At 74.1% G+C, this 18,535-nt stretch carries 18 protein-coding genes; 12 read left to right on the forward strand and 6 right to left on the reverse strand.

Going from position 1 to position 18,535, the window contains the following annotated elements; translation table 11 throughout:
* Both DT057_RS28075 and DT057_RS28080 read right to left on the reverse strand, forming a co-directional pair.
* Positions 1-250: DUF58 domain-containing protein (locus DT057_RS28075; protein WP_162501532.1), on the reverse strand; the 250-nt coding region annotated here is incomplete at its 3' end.
* A gap of 86 nt (positions 251-336) precedes the next feature.
* Positions 337-1,374: an AAA family ATPase gene (locus DT057_RS28080; RefSeq protein WP_238313843.1), complete on the reverse strand. Its 1,038-nt coding sequence runs from the start codon at positions 1,372-1,374 to the stop codon at positions 337-339.
* Positions 1,375-1,761: 387 nt separating this feature from the next.
* Between DT057_RS28080 and DT057_RS28085 the strand changes: the two genes are divergently transcribed.
* From DT057_RS28085 to DT057_RS28095, 3 genes are all read left to right on the forward strand, one after another.
* Complete coding sequence (locus tag DT057_RS28085; protein WP_128565382.1) at positions 1,762-2,502, forward strand: SDR family NAD(P)-dependent oxidoreductase; 741 nt, start codon at positions 1,762-1,764, stop codon at positions 2,500-2,502.
* 73 nt (positions 2,503-2,575) lie between these two features.
* The gene (locus tag DT057_RS28090; protein WP_128565383.1) at positions 2,576-3,820 is read left to right on the forward strand and encodes an allantoate amidohydrolase; all 1,245 of its coding nucleotides are present in this window, start codon (positions 2,576-2,578) and stop codon (positions 3,818-3,820) included.
* A gap of 48 nt (positions 3,821-3,868) precedes the next feature.
* Positions 3,869-5,146, forward strand: coding sequence for an NAD(P)/FAD-dependent oxidoreductase (locus DT057_RS28095; protein WP_128565384.1), 1,278 nt, complete (start codon positions 3,869-3,871; stop codon positions 5,144-5,146).
* A gap of 91 nt (positions 5,147-5,237) precedes the next feature.
* Here DT057_RS28095 and DT057_RS28100 read toward each other — a convergent pair whose 3' ends face one another.
* The gene (locus tag DT057_RS28100; RefSeq protein WP_128565385.1) at positions 5,238-6,284 is read right to left on the reverse strand and encodes a glutamine synthetase beta-grasp domain-containing protein; all 1,047 of its coding nucleotides are present in this window, start codon (positions 6,282-6,284) and stop codon (positions 5,238-5,240) included.
* Between the two features lie 396 nt (positions 6,285-6,680).
* Here DT057_RS28100 and DT057_RS28105 point away from each other — a divergent pair, with 396 nt between their 5' ends.
* Positions 6,681-6,875, forward strand: a complete 195-nt coding sequence (locus DT057_RS28105; protein ID WP_128565386.1) for a DUF2735 domain-containing protein — start codon at positions 6,681-6,683, stop codon at positions 6,873-6,875.
* Between the two features lie 40 nt (positions 6,876-6,915).
* On the opposite strand, the gene DT057_RS28110 is transcribed toward DT057_RS28105, so the two are convergent.
* Positions 6,916-7,845 (reverse strand): glutaminase, encoded by a 930-nt coding sequence (locus DT057_RS28110; protein ID WP_203236398.1) that lies wholly within the window; start codon positions 7,843-7,845, stop codon positions 6,916-6,918.
* A gap of 358 nt (positions 7,846-8,203) precedes the next feature.
* Between DT057_RS28110 and DT057_RS28115 the strand changes: the two genes are divergently transcribed.
* Both DT057_RS28115 and DT057_RS28120 read left to right on the forward strand, forming a co-directional pair.
* Entirely contained in the window at positions 8,204-8,695 is a 492-nt protein-coding gene (locus DT057_RS28115; protein WP_128565388.1) for a Ros/MucR family transcriptional regulator, read from the forward strand.
* 104 nt (positions 8,696-8,799) lie between these two features.
* Positions 8,800-9,627, forward strand: coding sequence for a class I SAM-dependent methyltransferase (locus DT057_RS28120; RefSeq protein WP_128565389.1), 828 nt, complete (start codon positions 8,800-8,802; stop codon positions 9,625-9,627).
* A gap of 6 nt (positions 9,628-9,633) precedes the next feature.
* Here DT057_RS28120 and DT057_RS28125 read toward each other — a convergent pair whose 3' ends face one another.
* Complete coding sequence (locus tag DT057_RS28125) at positions 9,634-10,218, reverse strand: HupE/UreJ family protein (RefSeq protein ID WP_128565390.1); 585 nt, start codon at positions 10,216-10,218, stop codon at positions 9,634-9,636.
* A gap of 347 nt (positions 10,219-10,565) precedes the next feature.
* Between DT057_RS28125 and DT057_RS28130 the strand changes: the two genes are divergently transcribed.
* On the forward strand, positions 10,566-12,614 hold the full coding sequence (locus DT057_RS28130; protein ID WP_128565391.1) for a M23 family metallopeptidase: 2,049 nt from the start codon (positions 10,566-10,568) through the stop codon (positions 12,612-12,614).
* Between the two features lie 94 nt (positions 12,615-12,708).
* Here the strand turns inward: DT057_RS28130 and DT057_RS28135 are convergent, their stop codons facing one another.
* Positions 12,709-13,494: an IclR family transcriptional regulator gene (locus DT057_RS28135; protein ID WP_128565392.1), complete on the reverse strand. Its 786-nt coding sequence runs from the start codon at positions 13,492-13,494 to the stop codon at positions 12,709-12,711.
* A gap of 179 nt (positions 13,495-13,673) precedes the next feature.
* On the opposite strand from DT057_RS28135, the gene DT057_RS28140 reads away from it, so the two are divergent.
* From DT057_RS28140 to phnE, 5 genes are all read left to right on the forward strand, one after another.
* Positions 13,674-15,035 carry an MFS transporter gene (locus tag DT057_RS28140; RefSeq protein WP_203236397.1) on the forward strand — a complete coding sequence of 454 codons (1,362 nt, stop codon included), beginning with the start codon at positions 13,674-13,676 and terminating at the stop codon, positions 15,033-15,035.
* A 47-nt stretch (positions 15,036-15,082) separates the two neighbouring features.
* On the forward strand, positions 15,083-15,511 hold the full coding sequence (locus DT057_RS28145; protein ID WP_128565393.1) for a type II 3-dehydroquinate dehydratase: 429 nt from the start codon (positions 15,083-15,085) through the stop codon (positions 15,509-15,511).
* Between the two features lie 263 nt (positions 15,512-15,774).
* Complete coding sequence (gene phnC / locus DT057_RS28150; RefSeq protein WP_128565394.1) at positions 15,775-16,590, forward strand: phosphonate ABC transporter ATP-binding protein; 816 nt, start codon at positions 15,775-15,777, stop codon at positions 16,588-16,590.
* A gap of 34 nt (positions 16,591-16,624) precedes the next feature.
* Positions 16,625-17,551: a phosphonate ABC transporter substrate-binding protein gene (gene phnD, locus DT057_RS28155; protein ID WP_128565395.1), complete on the forward strand. Its 927-nt coding sequence runs from the start codon at positions 16,625-16,627 to the stop codon at positions 17,549-17,551.
* Between the two features lie 22 nt (positions 17,552-17,573).
* Entirely contained in the window at positions 17,574-18,455 is an 882-nt protein-coding gene (phnE, locus tag DT057_RS28160; protein WP_128565396.1) for a phosphonate ABC transporter, permease protein PhnE, read from the forward strand.
* Positions 18,456-18,535 lie beyond the last annotated feature (80 nt).

The following is an 18,535-nucleotide window of genomic DNA, read 5'->3' on the forward strand; positions in this document are numbered from 1 at the left end:
AGGGCCGGAAATCCGCGACCAGCACCACGGCGCGGTCGCGCTCCTCGTGGTGGGTGCGCACGTGGAGCTGGCCGGTGCGGGCGGTGGCGCTGCGGTCGATGTGGCGCACGTCGTCGCCCTCGGCCCAGAGCCGCACGTCGTCGGGCTCCGAGCCGCGCCCGCGCCGCCGCGTGACGATGCCGCCCGGCAGCCCGACGGGGGAGCGGGTGGACGGCGCCGCCCCGCGCCGGGCGAGGTGGCGCAGGCCCATCAGGGCCGCGGCCTCGAGGGCGACGCCCGGGCTCGCGAGGGGATCGGCGCTGGGGGCGAGCCGTGCCACGGGTGCCGGCCGGACCGTCAGAGCGGGCGCACGCGGTCGAGGAGACCCGCCACGAGGGCGCGGGCGGTCTGCCCCTCCGCGGCGGCCCGCCAGGTCAGGGAGAGGCGGTGCGCGAGGGCGTCGCCCGCCAGCGCCAGCACGTCCTCCGGCACCACGTGGTCGCGCCCGTGCAGGTAGGCCCGGGCCTTGCCGGCGAGCATCAGGGCGAGGGTGCCGCGGGGCGAGACCGGGTGCTCGACGGCCGCCCGCAGGTCGGGCGCCGCGGTGCCGCCCCGGGTCGCCGCGACGAGGCGCACGAGGAAGTCCTTCAGGGCGGGCGAGACGTGCGTGCGCAAAGCCGCGGCCCGGGCGGCGCGCAGCTCCTCGGCGCCGAGCCGCACCGGCATCGGCGCCGCCTCGTCGTTCATCTCGCCCTCGACGAGGTCGAGGATGCGGCGCTCGGAGGCCTCGTCCGGCATCTCGACCACGACGTGGAGCAGGAAGCGGTCGAGCTGCGCCTCCGGCAGCGGGAAGGTGCCGGCGTGCTCGATCGGGTTCTGGGTCGCCACCACCATGAAGGGATCCGGCAGGGGGTGCGTGACGCCCGCCACCGTGACCTGGTGCTCGGCCATTCCCTCGAGCAGGGCCGACTGCACCTTCGGGGGCGCCCGGTTGATCTCGTCGACCAGGACCAGGCTGTGGAACAGGGGACCGGCCAGGAACTCGAAGCGCCCGCCGTCGGGGCGCCAGACCGTGGTGCCGGTCAGGTCGGCGGGCATGAGGTCGGGGGTGCACTGCACCCGGGCGAAGCCGGTGTGGAGCCCGGCCGCGAGGCGCTTGACGGCGCGGGTCTTGGCGAGGCCCGGCGCGCCCTCGATCAGGAGGTGGCCGCCGGTGAGGAGCCCGATCAGCAGCCGCTCGACCAGCCCGGCGCAGCCGACGAGGCCGTCCTCCAGGCCGGCCCTCAGTGTGAGGAGCCGCTCCCGGACGATCCCGTCCGGCCGGATGCTTGCGCCCGGCAAGGCTGCCGCGCCCGGCCCGTCCGCTGCCGCGTCGGCGAGGCCGATCACCCGCATGGCGTCGCGCCTCGCGGCGCGACGCGCCGCGGATTCGTCGTCGGGGCTCCGCGCCGCGCCATCCCGTCGCCTCCTCGCGCGGGTTCTTCTCCCGGCCCGCGGGAGCGATCAGGCCGCAGCTTCCGGCGGGCGTCAATCCCGACCGGGGTACGGTCCCGGGGGCCGGCCCGGCCGGGCGCGGGCCGGATACCCCGGCCGTGCGGGGGCTGCGCGTGAGCCCGCACGCGGGCGGCCGGGAGGCCGGCATGCGACCGCGGGCCGCGCCCGGGCTGGCGACCGGCCCCGGATCGCGCTACCCCTTCGACGGGTGGTCCTCGCCCAGGGCCTGGATTTGCCGGCTATGCACAAGGTGTCGGGCAGAAAATTCACCACCAGGAGGCGCAACCCATGAACCGGATCGATCTCGACGGCCGCACCGCCATCGTCACCGGAGGCGCGCAGGGCATCGGCCGGGCCGTGGTGGAGCGCTTCCTCGCCAGCGGCGCCCGGGTCGAGATCTGGGACGTCGACGGCGCCGAGGCCGAGCGGGCCGCCGCCGCGACGGGCGCCGGCGCCCGGGCGGTCGACGTCACGGACGCCGAGGGCGTGATGCGGGCCGCCTCCGCGGCCCGGCAGGCACTCGGGCGCCTCGACATCCTGGTGACCAGCGCCGGAATCGCGGGACCCAACCACAGGACCTGGGACTACCCCCTCGACGCCTGGGCGCGGGTGATGCGCATCAACGTCGACGGCACCTTCCACGCCCTCCGGGCGGTGGTCCCCGCCATGGTCGAGCAGGGCTACGGCCGCATCGTCACGATCGCCTCCGTAGCCGGCAAAGAAGGCAATCCCAACGCCTCGGCCTACTCGGCCTCGAAGGCCGCCGTGATCGGGCTGACGAAGTCCCTCGGCAAGGAGCTCGCCGGCCACGACATCGCCGTCAACGCGGTGACGCCAGCGGCGGCGCGCACCCGCATCTTCGACCAGATGAGCCAGGAGCACATCGACTTCATGCTCGCGAAGATCCCGCGCAACCGCTTCCTCGAGACGCCGGAGGCGGCCTCCCTGGTGGCCTGGCTCGCGAGCGCCGAGAACAGCTTCACGACCGGGGCGGTGTTCGACCTCTCGGGCGGTCGCGCGACCTACTGACGGGCCGGCCCCCGCCTTGCATCGCGGCGTCCCGCCGCCCCGCCCCGCCCGCGCCCCCAGGCCTGCGACCCCCATGACCGAGACCCACCGCCTCGGCGCCCGCGTGATGGCGCTGATCGACGACCTCGCCCGCCACACCGACGAGCCCGGCCGGCTGACGCGGCTCTACCTCTCGCCCGCCCACCGGGCCACCGCCGAGGCGGTGCTCGGGCTGATGCGGGCGGCGGGGCTGTCCGCCCGCATCGACGCCGTCGGCAACGTGGTCGGGCGCCGCGAGGGGCGCGAGCCGGGCCTGCCGGCCCTGGTGCTCGGCTCGCACATCGACAGCGTGGTGGATGCCGGCCGCTACGACGGCCCGCTCGGGGTCGTCGGCGGCCTCGTCGCGGCGCAGGAGATCATCGCCCGCGGCGCCGTCCTGCCCTTCGCCCTCGAGGTCGTGGCCTTCGGCGACGAGGAGAACGTGCGCTTCCCCACCAGCCTCTCGACCTCCAAGGCCTGGGCCGGCCAGTACCGGCCCGAGTGGCTGGAGGGCCGCGACGCCGGCGCCACGCGGCTGCGCGACGCGCTCGTCGCCTTCGGGGGCGATCCGGACGGGATCCCGGCCCTCGCCCGCTCGCCGCGGGACGTCGTCGGCTACCTGGAGATCCACATCGAGCAGGGGCCCGCCCTCGAGGCGGCGGGCCAGCCGGTCGGCGTCGTCACCGGCATCGTCGGCCTGACCCGGGCCCGCTGCACCGTCACCGGCGAGGCGAACCACGCCGGCACGGTGCCGATGGGGATGCGGCGGGACGCCCTCGCGGCGGCGGCCGAGATGGCGCTCGCGGTCGAGCGCCTCGGGGAGGGCGTCCCCGGCGCCGTCGCCACGGTCGGCTCCCTCGCGGTGACGCCCGGCGCCGTCAACGTCATCGCGGGCCGGGTCGACTTCACCCTCGACGTGCGGGCGCCCGAGGACGGGGCCCGCCGGGCGCTCGTGGCGGCGATCGACGCCGCCTGCCGGGTGATCGCCGGCCGGCGCGGCGTCGGGTACTCCGCCGAGATCTACATGGACAACCGCGCGGTCGACCTCGATCCGGGCCTGCGGGCCTGCCTCGACGCCGCGGCGCGCCGGCACGGCTTCGCCCCCTTGCGCCTCGCCTCCGGCGCCACGCACGACGCGGTCTCGATGGCGGCGCTCGGCCCCGCCGCGATGCTGTTCGTGCGCTGCCGCGGCGGCATCAGCCACAACCCGGCCGAGTCGATCACCCTGGAGGATGCCGACGCGGCGACCCGGGTGCTCCTCGACGCGGTGCTGGCCCTGGCCGAGGCGCGCGCCGGCTGACGGGGCTCCCCGCCGGCCGCGCTGCCCCCGCCCCGAGAGGTTCAGGCCATGCAGCAGGACGAACAGACGGCCGACATCGTGGTGGTCGGCGGCGGCATGGTCGGGCTCGCCTCGGCCATCGCCCTGCGCGAGCGCGGGCTCGATGTGGTCCTGTGCGACCCGGGCGAGGCCCGGGCCCGCACCTCCTTCGGCAATGCCGGCGTGGTGAGCCGCGCCTCGATCTTCCCGATGGCGAGTCCCGGGCTGTGGCGACGGCTGCCGGCCTACCTGCGCAACGCCGATCCGGGCCTGCGCCTGCGCCGGCGCCACCTCCTGCGGGTACTGCCCTGGACCGCCCACTTCCTGGCGAGCGCCCGGGGCTCCGCCTGGCGCCGGGCGGCGGGCGCCCTCGCGCCCCTGACCGCCGCGGCCTACCCGGAGCACCGGCGCCTCGCGGACCGGGCCGGCGTGCCCCACCTCCTGCGCGAGACCGGCTGGATCAAGCTCTACCGCACGGAGGCGGCCTTCGCGGGCGCGCTCCTGGAGCGGGAGATCCTGGCCGAGCACGGGATCCCGGCGGAGATCCTCGACGGCGCGGCCCTGCGCGACCTCGAGCCGGCCCTGGTGCGTCCCTTCGCCCGCGCCATGCTGCTGCCCGAGACCGCCTCCGTCGGGGATCCGGGCGGGCTGGTGGAGGCCTGCGAGCGGCTGTTCGCCGGCCTCGGCGGCCGCAGCCTGCGGGCGACCGTCACGGGCCTGCGGCCGGAGGCCGGGGGCTGGAGCGTCCGGCACGATCGCGGCGGCGTGCGGGCGCGCCTCGTCGTGCTGGCGACGGGGGCCGCCGCCGGGGAACTCGCCCGGCCGCTGGGCTACCGCTTCGCCTTCGCGGCCGAGCGCGGCTATCACCGCCACTACGCCCTGCACCCGGACAGCCCGCCCCTGACGCGCCCCGTCTACGACACCGGCGCCGGCTCGATCCTGTCGCCCATGGGGGAGGGGAGGGTGCGGGTGCTCTCCGGCGTCGAGGTCGACGACCGCCTGGCGCCCCCGGACTACGCGCAGATCGAGGCCGCCGCCCGGGCGGCCGCCGGCACGGTCCGCCTCGGCCAGCCCCTCGACAACCGGCCCTGGCTCGGGGCCCGGCCCTCGACCCCGGACGGCCTGCCGGTGATCGGTCCGGCGCCGCGGCACGCGGGGCTGATCTTCGCCTTCGGCCACGGGCATATCGGCCTCTCGACCGGCCCGATCACCGGCCGGCTCGTGGCCGACCTGGCGACCGGCCGGGCGCCCGCGGTGCCGGTGGCGCCCTTCGCCCCGGAGCGGCTGCTGCGCTGGCCGCGCCCGTGAGGCGCCCGCGGGCCTCGGCGCAGGCCCGCGCGGGGTCGGGATGCCGGCGCGGCGGGGCGGCGCAGGCGGTCCCGCCCGCGCCGCGAGGGGATCAGGCCGCGGCCGAGACGCCCGCTTCCTCGCCCGTCGGGACGGAGGAGATCGTCTTCAGGATCTGCGACGCGATCTGGTAGGGGTCGCCCTGCGAGTTGGGGCGGCGGTCCTCCAGGTAGCCCTTGTACTCGTTGTTGACGAAGCTGTGGGGCACGCGGATCGAGGCGCCGCGGTCGGCCACGCCGTAGCTGAACTGGTGGATCGACTGCGTCTCGTGCTTGCCGGTCAGCCGCATGTGGTTGTCCGGGCCGTAGACCGCGATGTGATCCTCCCGCGCCGTCTCGAAGGCGGCCATCAGCTTCTCGAAGTACGCCTTGCCGCCCTTCTCCCGCATGTAGGCGGTCGAGAAGTTGGCGTGCATGCCGGAGCCGTTCCAGTCGGTGTCGCCGAGCGGCTTGCAGTGGTACTCGATGTCGATGCCGTACGACTCGGTCAGCCGCTCGATCAGGTAGCGGGCCATCCACATCTCGTCGGCGGCGCGCTTCGAGCCCTTGCCGAAGATCTGGAACTCCCACTGGCCCTTGGCCACCTCGGCGTTGATGCCCTCGTGGTTGATGCCGGCGGCGAGGCAGAGGTCGAGGTGCTCCTCGACGATCTTGCGGGCGACGTCCCCGACCTTGCTGTAGCCGACGCCGGTGTAGTACGGCCCCTGGGGCGCCGGGTAGCCGCTGTCGGGGAACCCGAGCGGGCGGCCGTTCTTGTAGAAGAAGTATTCCTGCTCGAAGCCGAACCAGGCGCCCTCGTCGTCCAGGATGGTGGCGCGCTTGTTCGAGGGGTGCGGGGTCTTGCCGTCCGGCATCATGACCTCGCAGAGCACGAGGACGCCGTTCTTGCGCGCGCCGTCCGGGAAGACGCGGACCGGCTTGAGGACGCAATCGGAGCTGCGGCCCTCGGCCTGCATGGTCGAGCTTCCATCGAAGCCCCAGAGCGGCAGCTGCTCCAGGGTCGGGAAGCTGTCGAACTCCTTGAGCTGGGTCTTGCCGCGGAGATTTGGCGTCGGCGTATATCCGTCAAGCCATATATACTCAAGCTTGTATTTCGTCATCTCGCGTCTCTCTCCGGCTATGATGGGAGCTTGAGGATCTGCTGAAGTCCATGCCACGCTCGCAGCCGGCCGAGCGAAAAGCAGATCCTATGCCAAGGACCGAGGCGTTCCGGGCCGTGCGCGTCCGGGCGTCCCCAGGCCCGGCGCCTCCGCGGAGGCGGGGTCGGGGATCGCGCCCGGGCGGCCGCGCGGGTGCTTATAATCATGCAGCAGGAAATACTGCCCAAACATTCGCCAATCGACCGATGCCGCGCAAACGGGCAGAGAATTCGCTGCACGTAATGTAGTCAATTGCGGTTTTTTTCAAAGCAAAGCGCGCAATCTCCGGGCAGGTCTTGCTATACTGGCCCGAACGCTGGCGCGCCTGCGCGCGGCATCCACAGGAGACAGGGATCCATGACGACGGAGTTCCGGCGCGAGTCGGCCAAGATCTACGCCTTTCCGGCGCGCTACCGGGCGCAGGCCGGCGGCCATCGCGACGCCACCAGAGGCCCCGACCAGAAGGCGGAGCGCGGCCTCGAGATCATGCCGAGCCGCTGCGGCTACCACGAGGCGGCCATCCAGGAGGCCGAGCGGGCCCGCAAGCCCTGACCGCGGCGCCCGCCGGCGGCGGACCGCCCGGGCGCGGGCCTCAGAGCCCGAAGATCGACCAGCCCAGCCGCTTCGTGAGGCGTTCGAGCGCGGCGCGGCCCAGATGGGAATTGCCCGACGCATCGAGCCCGGGCGACCACACGGCGATGGAGCCCCGGCCGGGCGCGACCGCCAGGATGCCCCCGCCGACGCCGCTCTTGCCGGGCAGCCCGACCCGGTAGGCGAACTCGCCCGAACCGTCGTAATGGCCGCACGTCAGCATCACGGCGTTGATCCGGCGCGCCCGCTCGACCTGGACCACCGACAGGCCCGTCTCGGGGTCGCGGCCCGAATGGGCGAGGAAGCGCCCGGCCGTGGCGAGCTGCCGGCACGACATGCTGATCGCGCAGTGGTGGAAGTAGACGCCGAGCGTGTAGTCGACGGGGTTGTCGACCACGCCGAACGACTTCATGTAGTTCGCGAGCGCGATGTTGCGGAACCCGGTGCGCTGCTCCGAGGCCGCGACCGCCTCGTCGATGGTGATCGACGCGTCCCGGGCCAGGAACTGCATGAACCGCAGGATCTCGCCCAGGGCCTCGCGGGGCTGGTGGCCCGACAGGATCAGGTCGGTGACCGCGATCGCCCCGGCATTGATGAAGGGGTTGCGCGGGACGCCGCGCTCGCGCTCGAGCTGGACGATGGAGTTGAACGGGCTGCCCGACGGCTCGCGGCCGACCCGCCGCCAGAGCCGGTCGCCCACCATGCCGAGGGCGAGGGTCAGGGTGAACACCTTCGAGATGCTCTGGATCGAGAAGGGGGTGTCGCAATCGCCCGCGGCCGCGACGTGCCCGTCGGCGGCGATCACCACGAGCCCGAAGGCGCCGGGATCGACCCGGGCGAGCTCGGGGATGTAGGCCGCCACCTCGCCCCGGTCCGGGCGCCGGCGCATCTCGTCGGCGATCTCGTTCACGGCGGCGTCGAGGTCGGTCACGGTGCGGCTCATCCCGGGTCGGTCCTCCGGCCCGGCGGCGGGGCGTGCGGGGGGTTTTGCGCGCCTGCGCGATTCGTGCCATGCCGCGGCGGGCCCGCGCGCGCCTCCCGGCGCGCCCCGGCGCAGAGGCCGCCGCGGCGGGCCGGCGCCGCACGACGCCCCCGCGATCGGGCCGGCACCCGATCCCGTACACCCAATAGCGTAGCTTGGGTCATAAACAAAAGATGCTTTCGTTCCACGGCATCTGTCTGTTGATCTGTCTATACACCAACAGGATTAACCTAGTCGTTCCCACTCTATGTTTGACCTTTTTGCACCCCCATGCATTCCTTCGGTTGGTCGCAGACGGGGTGGACCAATGACCGATGAGGACCATGATCCGGACGGCCGCGTGATCGATCTCTGCGCATCCATCATCACGGCCTACGTGTCGAACAACGCGATCCCGCCGAACGAATTGCCGCCGATGATCGGTGCGATCCACACGGCATTGACGCAGCTCGTGGCGCCGCCGGCGCCGGAACCGGCGCGCCCCGAGCCGCCGGTGCCGATCCGCAGGACGGTGACGCCCGACCACATCGTCAGCCTGGAGGACGGCCGGCCCTACAAGACGCTGAAGCGCCACCTCGCGGGCCGCGGGCTCACCCCCGAGCAGTACCGCCAGAAATGGGGCCTGCCCCACGACTACCCGATGGTGGCGGCGAACTACGCCTCCCAGCGCTCCGAGCTCGCCAAGAATTCCGGCCTCGGCCGCCGCCGCCAGCGCGCGGCCGACGACCAGGACGACGGCGGCGGCGCGCCCGAGACCCCGGCGCCGGGCCGCCGCGGCCGCGCGCGCAAGGCCGCCTGAGAGGGGACGCCCGCGCGCCCCGCGGCCCTCCGCACCGCCCGCCATAGAAAGGCCGGCTTGCGCACCCCTCCCTGCCCCTCGCCCGAGCCCCGGAGGAGCGCGCCATGCCCGAGCCGATATCCCAGACCGAGTACTGGAACGGCGAGGTCGGCGAGCGCTGGGCCCGCATGCAGGCCGAGCTCGACCGCGTCTTCGCCCCCCTGACGGAGGACTTCCTCGGCCGGCTCGCCCTGCGCCCCGGCGAGCACGCGCTCGACATCGGCTGCGGGTGCGGCGAGACGGCCCTCCTCGCGGCCGCGCGCCTGGGGCTCGGCGGCTCCGTCACCGCCGTCGACGTCTCGCGGCCGATGCTCGACCGGGCCCGGGCCCGGCCGCATGCCGGCGCGCCGATCACCTGGATCGAGGCCGACGCCCAGACCCACCCGTTCGCGCCCCGCCACGACCTCGCGCTGTCGCGCTTCGGCGTGATGTTCTTCGACCAGTCGGAGGCGGCTTTCGCCAACATCCGCCGCGGGCTCCGGGGCGGCGGGCGCCTGGCGATCCTGTGCTGGCGCGGCCTGGCGGAGAATGCCTGGGTGGCGCTGCCCCGGGCGGCGGTGCTCACGGTGGTGCCGGAGCCCGAGCCGATGCCGCCGGGCAGCCCCGGCCCGTTCCGCTTCGCCGACCCGGGCGAGGTCGCGGGCGTCCTGGCGCGCGCGGGCTTCGCGGCGGTGGCGACGCAGCCGGTCGATCACGCGCTGGTGCTGGGGCAGGACGCCGCCGAGGCGGCGCGCTTCGCCCTCACGGTCGGCCCGGTCTCCGCGCTCCTGCGCGACCTCGACCCCGCCCTGCGCGAGCGCGCCGCCGAGGTAGTGCGGGCGGCCATGCCGCAGGCCGGGCCGGTGCGCCTGGCCGCGGCCTGCTGGCTCGTGACCGCGGTCAACCCCGGCTGAGGCCCGTCAGAGGGCGCGCGCCAGCACCGCGATGCCGGAGAGCGCCACGGCGGCGCCGGCGAGCGGGACGGCCCGGCCGCGGCCGAACCGGCCCGCCAGCAGGCCGAGCCCGAGGCCGGCGGCATGCAGGAGGGCCGTGGCCGCCAGGAAGCCGAGCCCGTAGGCGAGGCCGGACGCCGTCTCGGGCATCTCGGCCCCGTGGGCGTGGCCGTGGAACAGCGCGAAGAAGCCCACCAGGGCCGCGGCCGCGGCGAGCGGCAGCCCCGCGCCGAGCGCCGCCGCGAGGCCGAAGGCCACGACGGACAGCCCGATCCCGGCCTCGACGAAGGGCAGCGCCGTGCCGGCCGCGCCGAGCGCGCCGCCGAGCGCCATCATCCCCAGGAAAGCGAGGGGCACCGCCCACAGCGCCCGCCCGCCGCGCGCCGCCGCGAGCAGCCCCACCGCCACCATGGCGAGCAGGTGGTCGGCCCCGCCGAGCGGATGCGCGAAGCCCTGCGCCAGGCCGGCCGCGTCGCCGTGGCCGGCATGCGCGAAGGCGGCCTGCGGAACCAGCACGAGGAGGGCGGTCGGACCGGCGAGACGATGCATCATGAAGGGCTCCCGAGAGGTCGGCGCGGCGGTGCAGGGGGCGCGGCCGCGCACCGCCCGGCGGCGGCCGGACCGCCAGCGGCGGCCTAACCGCCAGTGCCGGCCGAACCGCCAGCGGCGGCTGGACCGTACGCGGTTTGTCGCGCGGTGTCACACGATCCGGGGCCCGCGGTCCCGCGGGCGCGCGGGCGGCGCGCGCCCGCCTCAATCCTGACACGCTGACGGCCGACAGGTCGACCGGTTCCGGCCCCGGGCCGAGACCGCCCGCCGTTGCTTTCCAAGGACCGGCCGAGCATGGTCGCGGCAGCTCGCGCCGCGCGGGACGCGGACACTCACGCTCAGGAGCCACGGTGAAGCGCGCGCGCCTCGAACCGGCAGGGTCGCACCCCGTACCCTCCCGCGGCCGTCCGGCCGACCCGGGCCACGAGCCGCCGCTGAACCTCCTCGGATCCCCCTCGCCGCAGGCCGACCGCCGCGACGTGAACCTGCGCTGGCTCTGCGCCAGCGTGCTCACCGGGATGACCGGGGCGGCCCTGATCGGCTCCGCGATCTGGGTCTCGCTCCAGGGCGAGATCACCTTCGCGGAACTGCCGCAGGCCGTGGCGGTGGCGCCCCGGCCGCAGGCCAGCGACGGCGGCACCAACCTCACCCGCAAGGGCGACCGGCTGGTGCGCAACCCGATGGTGGCGCTCGCCAAGCAGAGCTTCCGCGCGCCCGTGACCATCCGGGCGGGCGAGCGCGAGATCATCAAGGTCCGGCCGTTCGTGCGCATCGCCACCGCGCTCTCGACCACCGCCGGGATCGCCGCCACCGACATCCCGGCCTTCGACCCGATGCGGTTCTTCGCCGAGCCGGGCACCGACCGCGCCCCCGAGATGCCCGGCGGCGAGGCGCCCGACGCCGAGGTCTCGGTGGTCAAGCGCGACCTCGCCGAGGTCGCGGTGCCGGCCGGCGCGCCGGCGCTCGGGGACGAGGACGTCGCCGCCCAGATCGAGGAGGAGCGCCGGCTCGCCGCGGAGGCGGGCCGCCGCGCCGCCCTGCCCATCGCCCCCCAGCTCATGCTCTCGCGCACCCTGCGCAGCATGACGGCCCTGCCCGGCCTCGACGGCGCGGGCGAGTTCAGCCGCGATTCCGGCCCGTTCAAGTCGATCGAGGTCCGGGTGATGCGCGAGAACGTCACCGACCTCGCCAAGCTCGAGAACCGCGAGCGCGAGGGCCCGCTCGTCGAGGAGCGCGACGTCGCCGTCAAGCGCGGCGAGACGCTCGACGGCGTCCTGCGGGGCAACGGCGGCCTCGACGAGCAGATCCGCCCGATCCTCGCGGCCCTCGGCGGCCGGGCCCGCGCCGGCACCGTCGGCGAGGGCCAGCAGATGCGGCTCCAGATCGGCCCCGGGTCGCGGGCCGGCGATCCCCGCCAGCTCACCCGGGTGATCCTCTACGGCGAGGGCGGCGTCGAGGCGATCGCCGCCATGAACGACCGCGGCGCCTTCGTGTCGGTGGCGCCCCCGGTGCCGGAGGGCGCCGGGGCGGCCAAGCCCGCCGCGAAGCCCGAGGCCGCCGACGACGACGACGAGGGCACCGGCGCGCGGCTCTACGCCAGCCTCTACGAGACGGCGGCGCGCCACGACCTGCCCCGCGGCACCGTCGAGGACCTGGTGCGGATCTTCGGCTACGACGTCGATTTCCAGCGCCGGGTGTCGGGCGGCGACGGCATCGAGCTGTTCTACACCTACGACGAGGAATCCGGCGGCTCGCCCGAGCGGCCCGACATCCTGTTCGCGGCGCTCAACCTCGGGGCCGAGTCCCGCCGGATCTACCGCTTCCAGTCGCCGGACGACGGCGGCATCGACTACCTCGACGAGATGGGCCGCTCGCTCAAGAAGTTCCTGCTGCGCAAGCCGGTGGCGGACGGCAACATGAGCTCGGGCTTCGGCTACCGCCGCCATCCGGTGCTCGGCTACGCCAAGCTCCACACCGGCGTCGACTGGTCGATCCGGATCGGCACGCCGATCTTCGCGGCCGGCAACGGCACGATCATCAAGGCGGAGTGGGATTCCGGCTACGGCCGCCGGGTCGAGGTCCAGCACGCCAACGGCTACGTCACGACCTACAACCACATGTCGCGGTTCGGCCGCGGCGTCTCGGCCGGCGCCCGGGCGCGCCAGGGCCAGGTCATCGGCTACGTCGGGTCCACCGGCCTCTCCACGGGCGCGCACCTGCACTACGAGGTGATCATCAACGGCCACTTCGTCGACCCGATGAAGATCCGGGTTCCCCGCGGCCGGGAGCTCGACGGGCGCCTGCTCGCCGAGTTCAAGCGCCAGCGCGACCAGATCGACGTGCTGGTGCAGAAGTCGGGCGCCCCGACCACCCTCGCCCAGCGCGAGGCGATGCGCTGAGCGGCCGCCCCCCCGCGTCCGCTCCGAGGCGACCCGCGCGGGCCGGCGCGGGTGGGCGACCCCGCATCCCCGGGGCGCGGCCGCCGGCCGGGCCTCAGGCCGCGCGGGAGCGGAAGAGCCGGGAGGCCCCGCTGGCCGCCGCGATCTCGGCGGCCGTCCCGACGACCCGGGGCCCGAGCTCGATCATGCGGGGCTCGGTGAGGCGGAACAGGGGACCCGCCACCGTGACGACCCCGAGCGCGCTCCCGTCCGGCCCCAGGATCGGCGCCGACATCGCGGTCATGCCGGGGGCGAACACCTCCGTGATCATGCTGAAGCCCCGCTCGCGGGCGCTGCGCAGGTGGGGCACCAGCGCCGCGAGGCTCGTGGGCGCGTTCGGGCCGTAGCTGCCGGGGGCGCCGAAGCCCTGGCGGGCGACCCGCGCGAGCGCGCTGTCCTCGCTCATCGTCGACAGCCAGGCGTAGCCCGCCGCGCTGCACGACAGCGGCACCGACAGCCCCATGTCGGGATCGTAGCGCAGGGCGCCCGTCGCCCCCTGCGCCTTGGCCACGAAGGTCAGGTCGTCGCCGTCGACCACCGCGAGGCGCACCAGCTCGCCGCACTCCGCCGCCAGGCGGTCGAGCAGCGGCTGGGCGATGTCGACGACGCCCGAGCGGCTCAGGTAGCTCAGGCCGAGCGACACCAGCTTGATGGTCAGCTCGTACTTGCCCTGGCCGTGGCCCTGGCGGACGTAGCCGCAGCGGCTCAGGTCCACGAGCAGGCGGTGGGCGGCGCTCACCGGCATGTTGGCGGCGCCGGCGAGGAACGACAGCGTGCAGCCCTCGGGGTGAGCGGCGAGCTGCTCGAGGACGGTCAGGCTTCGTTCGACGGCGCTGCTCATGACGGCTCGGGTCCGGGATCCGCGACGGGCCGGATATGGACGCCCGTCCCGCCCGGCGTCAACGATTTCCAATATGGAGTCTGTTTCCATATTGGAAAGAGTTTCCACATCCGCTAGGAGGGATCGGTCCGGCTCCCCGGCGGCGCCGGGCCCGCAACGATCGGACCGGGAGGACGCAGGTGAACGCGATACCGAGCAGCGCCGCGCGCGAGCGCATGGCGACGAGGGCCGTCACGGCCGCCACCATCGGCACCGCCCTCGAGTGGTTCGACTTCACGCTCTACGGCGCGGTCTCCGCGACGATCCTCCCGAAACTGTTCTTCCCGACCATGGACGCCACGGCCGCCCTGCTGGCCTCGCTCGCCACGTTCGGGGTCGGGCTCGGCGCGCGCCCCCTGGGCGCCATCATCTGCGGCCACCTCGGCGACAAGTTCGGCCGCCGCAACCTGATGCTGGCGACCGTCACGATCATGGGCCTCTCCTCGGTCCTGATCGGGCTCCTGCCGACCTACGCCACCCTCGGCGTGACCGCGCCGGTGCTGCTGGTGCTCCTGCGCATCGTCCAGGGCTTCGCGCTCGGGGGCGAGTCGACGGGCGCGCAGCTCATGGCCCTCGAGCACGCGCATCCCGACCGGCGCGGCAAGTATTCCGGCCTGCTCGGCACCTGCTCGCCGCTCAGCCAGATCCTCGCCAACGTGGTGCTGTTCCTGCTCGCGGCGAGCCTGTCGCCCGCCGACTTCGAGGCCTGGGGCTGGCGCGTCCCGTTCGTGCTGAGCTTCATCCTCGTGGCGGTCGGCCTCTACATCCGCCTGAAGGTCAGCGAGACCCCGGCCTTCGTGGCCGCCGAGAGGACGGCCGTGGTGGAGGCCGGCAGCCCGCTGCGCGACGCCCTGCGCTTCCACTGGAGGCCGGTGCTGCGCTGGATGCTGTTCTTCTGCGGGCCGGCCGCGATCTTCTACCTGATCGTCGTCTACTCCCTCAGCTACATCACCAACCAGCTCGGCGTGCCGAAGCAGACCGGGTTCGCCCTGCTGATGGGCGCCAACGTCTGCGCCATCGTCGGCGCCCTGGCGGGGGGGCTGCTCAGCGACCGGATCGGGCGCAGGCGGGCCCTCGCGGTCGGGTCCTGCGCGACGCTGGCGATCCTGCTGGTCTACTTCCCGATCCTCGAGACGAGGAGCTTCGTCCCGATGCTCGCCATCATGGGGCTGTTCCTCGGCTTCACGCAGTTCCAGAGCGGCATCCAGCCGGTCGCCTTCGCGGAGGCCTTCCCGACCAACGTGCGCTACTCCAGCTCGGCCCTGGCCTACACGGGCGCGAACCTGATCGCCGGCGGGCCGATGCCGGTGCTGGCGGTCTGGCTCGTCAGCCTGGGCAACGGCTCGCCCTGGGGCGTCGTCGCGCTCTGTGTCGCCTGGAACCTCCTGTCGCTGGCGATGATCCTGACGGCGCCGGAGACCCGCGGCATCGACATGAACAGCACCGACGACGCCCGCACGCTCTCCGGGAACCGCGCGCCGGGCGCCCTCGGCGCGCTCTGAACCCCCAGGCCGGGCCCCCGGGCCGCGACGCAAGCAAGGCTCATCCGATGACCGCATCCGTCCACATCCTCAACGGCTCCAACCTGAACATGCTGGGCAGGCGCGAGCCGCAGCTCTACGGGACCACCACGCTGTCCGAGATCGAGGAGAGCTGCCGGGGGCTCGCCCGCGAGCTCGGCATCGCGTGCGAGTTCCGGCAGACGAACCACGAGGGCCAGCTGGTCGACTGGATCCAGGAAGCCTTCGAGAAGGACGCCGCAATCATCATCAACCCGGCCGGCTTCTCGTTCGGGTCGATCCCGGTCATCGACGCCCTGAAGCTGATCCGGCGGCCCGTGATCGAGGTCCACCTCACCAACATCCACAGGCGGGACAAGCAGTACCGGCACTCCCTGGTCTCGCTGGTGGCCACCGGCGTGATCTGCGGCCTCGGCCCGGCGGGCTACCGCCTGGCGCTGCGCTCCCTGCGCGACTAGAGCGTCTCTGCCCCGACGCGTTCCCCCCGCGCCGAGCCGGCATCCGCTTCGGCGGGGGTGGCCCTGAGGACCGCGCGGTCGCGGCGCGCGGTGCGCGCGGGGCCCGATCACCGCCGCGATGCGCGCCCGCCACCGCGACGCTCCCCGCGGTCGCGGGTGCCGGGAGCGATCCGCCCCGCGCCCGGCAGGCCGCCGGGCTGTCATCCTACCGTCGCCGAACGGGCGTCTAGGTCGCCTCCACGGATCCTCGTTCGGGCGAGCGCATGCTGGTCGTCGACAATCTCACGCGCCGCTACGGCGCCCGCCACGCCGTGGACGGCGTCAGCCTGCGCATCGAGCCCGGCAGCTTCGTGGGCGTGATCGGGCGCTCGGGTGCCGGCAAGTCGACCCTGCTGCGGATGATCAACCGCCTCGCCGACCCCACGGGCGGGCGCATCCTGTACGACGGCATCGACGTCACGGGGCTCAAGGGCGCGGCCCTGCGCGGCTGGCGCGCCCGCTGCGCCATGATCTTCCAGCAGTTCAACCTCGTCGGCCGCCTCGACGTGATGACGAACGTCCTGATGGGCCGCCTCCACCAGGTGCCGTCCTACCGCTCGCTCCTGAAGCTGTGGCCGGAGGAGGACCGGGCGCTGGCCCTCGCGGCGCTCGAGAGCTTCGACATGGGGGGCTTCGCGGCGAGCCGGGCCGACCAGCTCTCGGGCGGCCAGCAGCAGCGCGTCGCCATCGCGCGCGCCCTCGTGCAGGAGCCGGAGATCATCCTGGCGGACGAGCCGGTGGCCTCCCTCGACCCGCGCAACACCCGCCTCGTGATGGACGCCCTCGCGCACGCGAACCGGGCCTACGGGATCACGGTCCTGTGCAACCTGCACTCCCTCGACCTCGCCCGGGCCTATTGCGACCGCCTCGTCGGCCTGTCGGCCGGCCGGGTGGTGTTCGACGGGCGCGGCTTCGACCTCACCGAGGACGTGGCCCGCACCCTCTACGGGCTGGAGGCCGGGGAGGTCATGGACCGCGCCCCGCCCGAGCCCCTGCCGGGCCGCGTCCCGGCCCGCGCCGCCGAGGCGCTCAGCGCCTGAGCGCCGTCCCCGTCCGGTACAAGGATCGTCCGCCATGCTCACCCGCCGCACGCTCGCCGCCGCCCTCGCCCTCGCTCTCCTCGCCGCCCCGGCGGGCGCCCAGGACTGGCGCGCCCGGTATCCGGAGCTCACCCTCGCGGTGATCCCGGCCGAGAACGCCTCCGGCACCGTCGACCGCTACACGCCGCTCACCGCCTACCTGACGAAGGAGATCGGCGTGCCGGTCAAGCTCCGGGTCGCCAACGATTACGCGGCGGTGATCGAGGGGCAGCGCGCCGGCAACATCCAGCTCGCCTTCTACGGCCCGGCCTCCTTCGCCCGGGCCGTGATGACCGGCGTGAAGACCGAGCCGGTGGTCAACCAGAAGCACGACAACGGCGTCTCCGGCTACTACTCGGTGCTCTACGTCAAGGCCGACAGCCCCTACCGGACCCTCGAGGACCTCAGGGGCCGCAACCTGGCCCTGGTCGATCCCAACTCGACCTCCGGCAACCAGGCCCCGCGCTTCTTCCTGCAGAAGGCCGGCCACGACGTCGACAAGCTGTTCGGCAAGACCTTCTACGCCGGCAGCCACGAGAACGCCGTGCTGGCCCTCGTCCAGGGCACGGCGGACGCCGCCGCCAACCTCTGGAACTCCGAGAACGACACCGCCGTCACGCGCATGATCACCAAGGGGATGCTCAAGAACCCCGACGGCACCCCGATGAGGCAGTCGGACTTCCGGGTGGTCTTCAAGTCCGAGTTCCTGCCCGAGGGACCGTTCGCGATGCTGTCGGGCCTGCCGGACGACCTCAAGAACGCGGTCCGCCAGGCCTTCGTCGCGCTGCCCACCCGGGACAAGGCCGCCTTCGACCGGCTCTCGGACGGCAAGGACCAGGGCTTCACCCCGGTGACGATGAAGGATTACCAGCCAATCATCGAGATGCTCCGCTACAACGACGAGCAGCGCAAGCGCTCGTAGGCGGACGCGGCGGTCGGCACCGATGGCCCGCATCGACCGGCTGCCGCCGGCCCGCGAGCGCGCCCTCGCCGGCGCCTACGCGGGCGCCGTCGCGGCCTCGCGCCGGCGCACCCTCGCGGGCCTCGGCGTCGTGGCGGCGCTCCTCGTCGCCGCGGGGGCGATGGCGGAGGTGCGCCCCCTCGCGCTCCTCGACAACATCCAGAACCTGTCCGCCTACATCGTCCAGATCCTGCCGCCCCTGACCCTCGCGGGATTTCCAGGCGACGTGGCGGCCTGGTACTGGGGCCTTCCCAAGTGGCTCGGGCTCCTCGCCGAGACGCTGCTGATGGCCTACCTCGCCACGCTGCTCGGGGGGCTGGCGGCCTTCGGCCTCTGCTTCCTCGCCGCCGCCAACCTCGTGCGCGGGCAGGGCCTGCCCTTCTGCGTCCGGCGCCTGCTCGAGCTCTGCCGGACCGTGCCCGAGGTGGTGTTCGCCCTCATCTTCGTGATCGCCTTCGGCCTCGGGCCGATGGTCGGCGTGCTGGCGCTCGCCATCCACACCGCGGGCGCCCTCGGCAAGCTCTTCTCGGAGGTGGTCGAGAACATCGACATGAAGCCCGTGGAGGGCCTGACCGCGGCCGGCGCCGGCTTCGTCGAGACGGTGCGCTTCGCCGTGGTGCCGCAGGTGCTCTCGAACTTCGCCTCCTACGCGCTCCTGCGCTTCGAGATCAACGTGCGGGGCGCCGGCGTCATGGGGTTCGTCGGGGCGGGCGGCATCGGCCAGGAATTCCTGGTCGCGATCCGCAACTTCTACTACGCGGACGTGAGCGCCATCCTGCTCCTCATCATCCTGACCGTGGTGGCGATCGACCTCGCCACGGAGCGCCTGCGCCACCACCTCCTCGGCCGGGAGGCGGCCCCGTGAGCCGGCGCCCGCCCGAGGACCCGCGTGGCGCCGCGCCGGCCGACCCCGCGGACCCGCGCGGCGCCGCGCGGGCCGATCCC

This window comes from Methylobacterium crusticola, assembly GCF_003574465.1.
Classification (GTDB): domain Bacteria; phylum Pseudomonadota; class Alphaproteobacteria; order Rhizobiales; family Beijerinckiaceae; genus Methylobacterium; species Methylobacterium crusticola.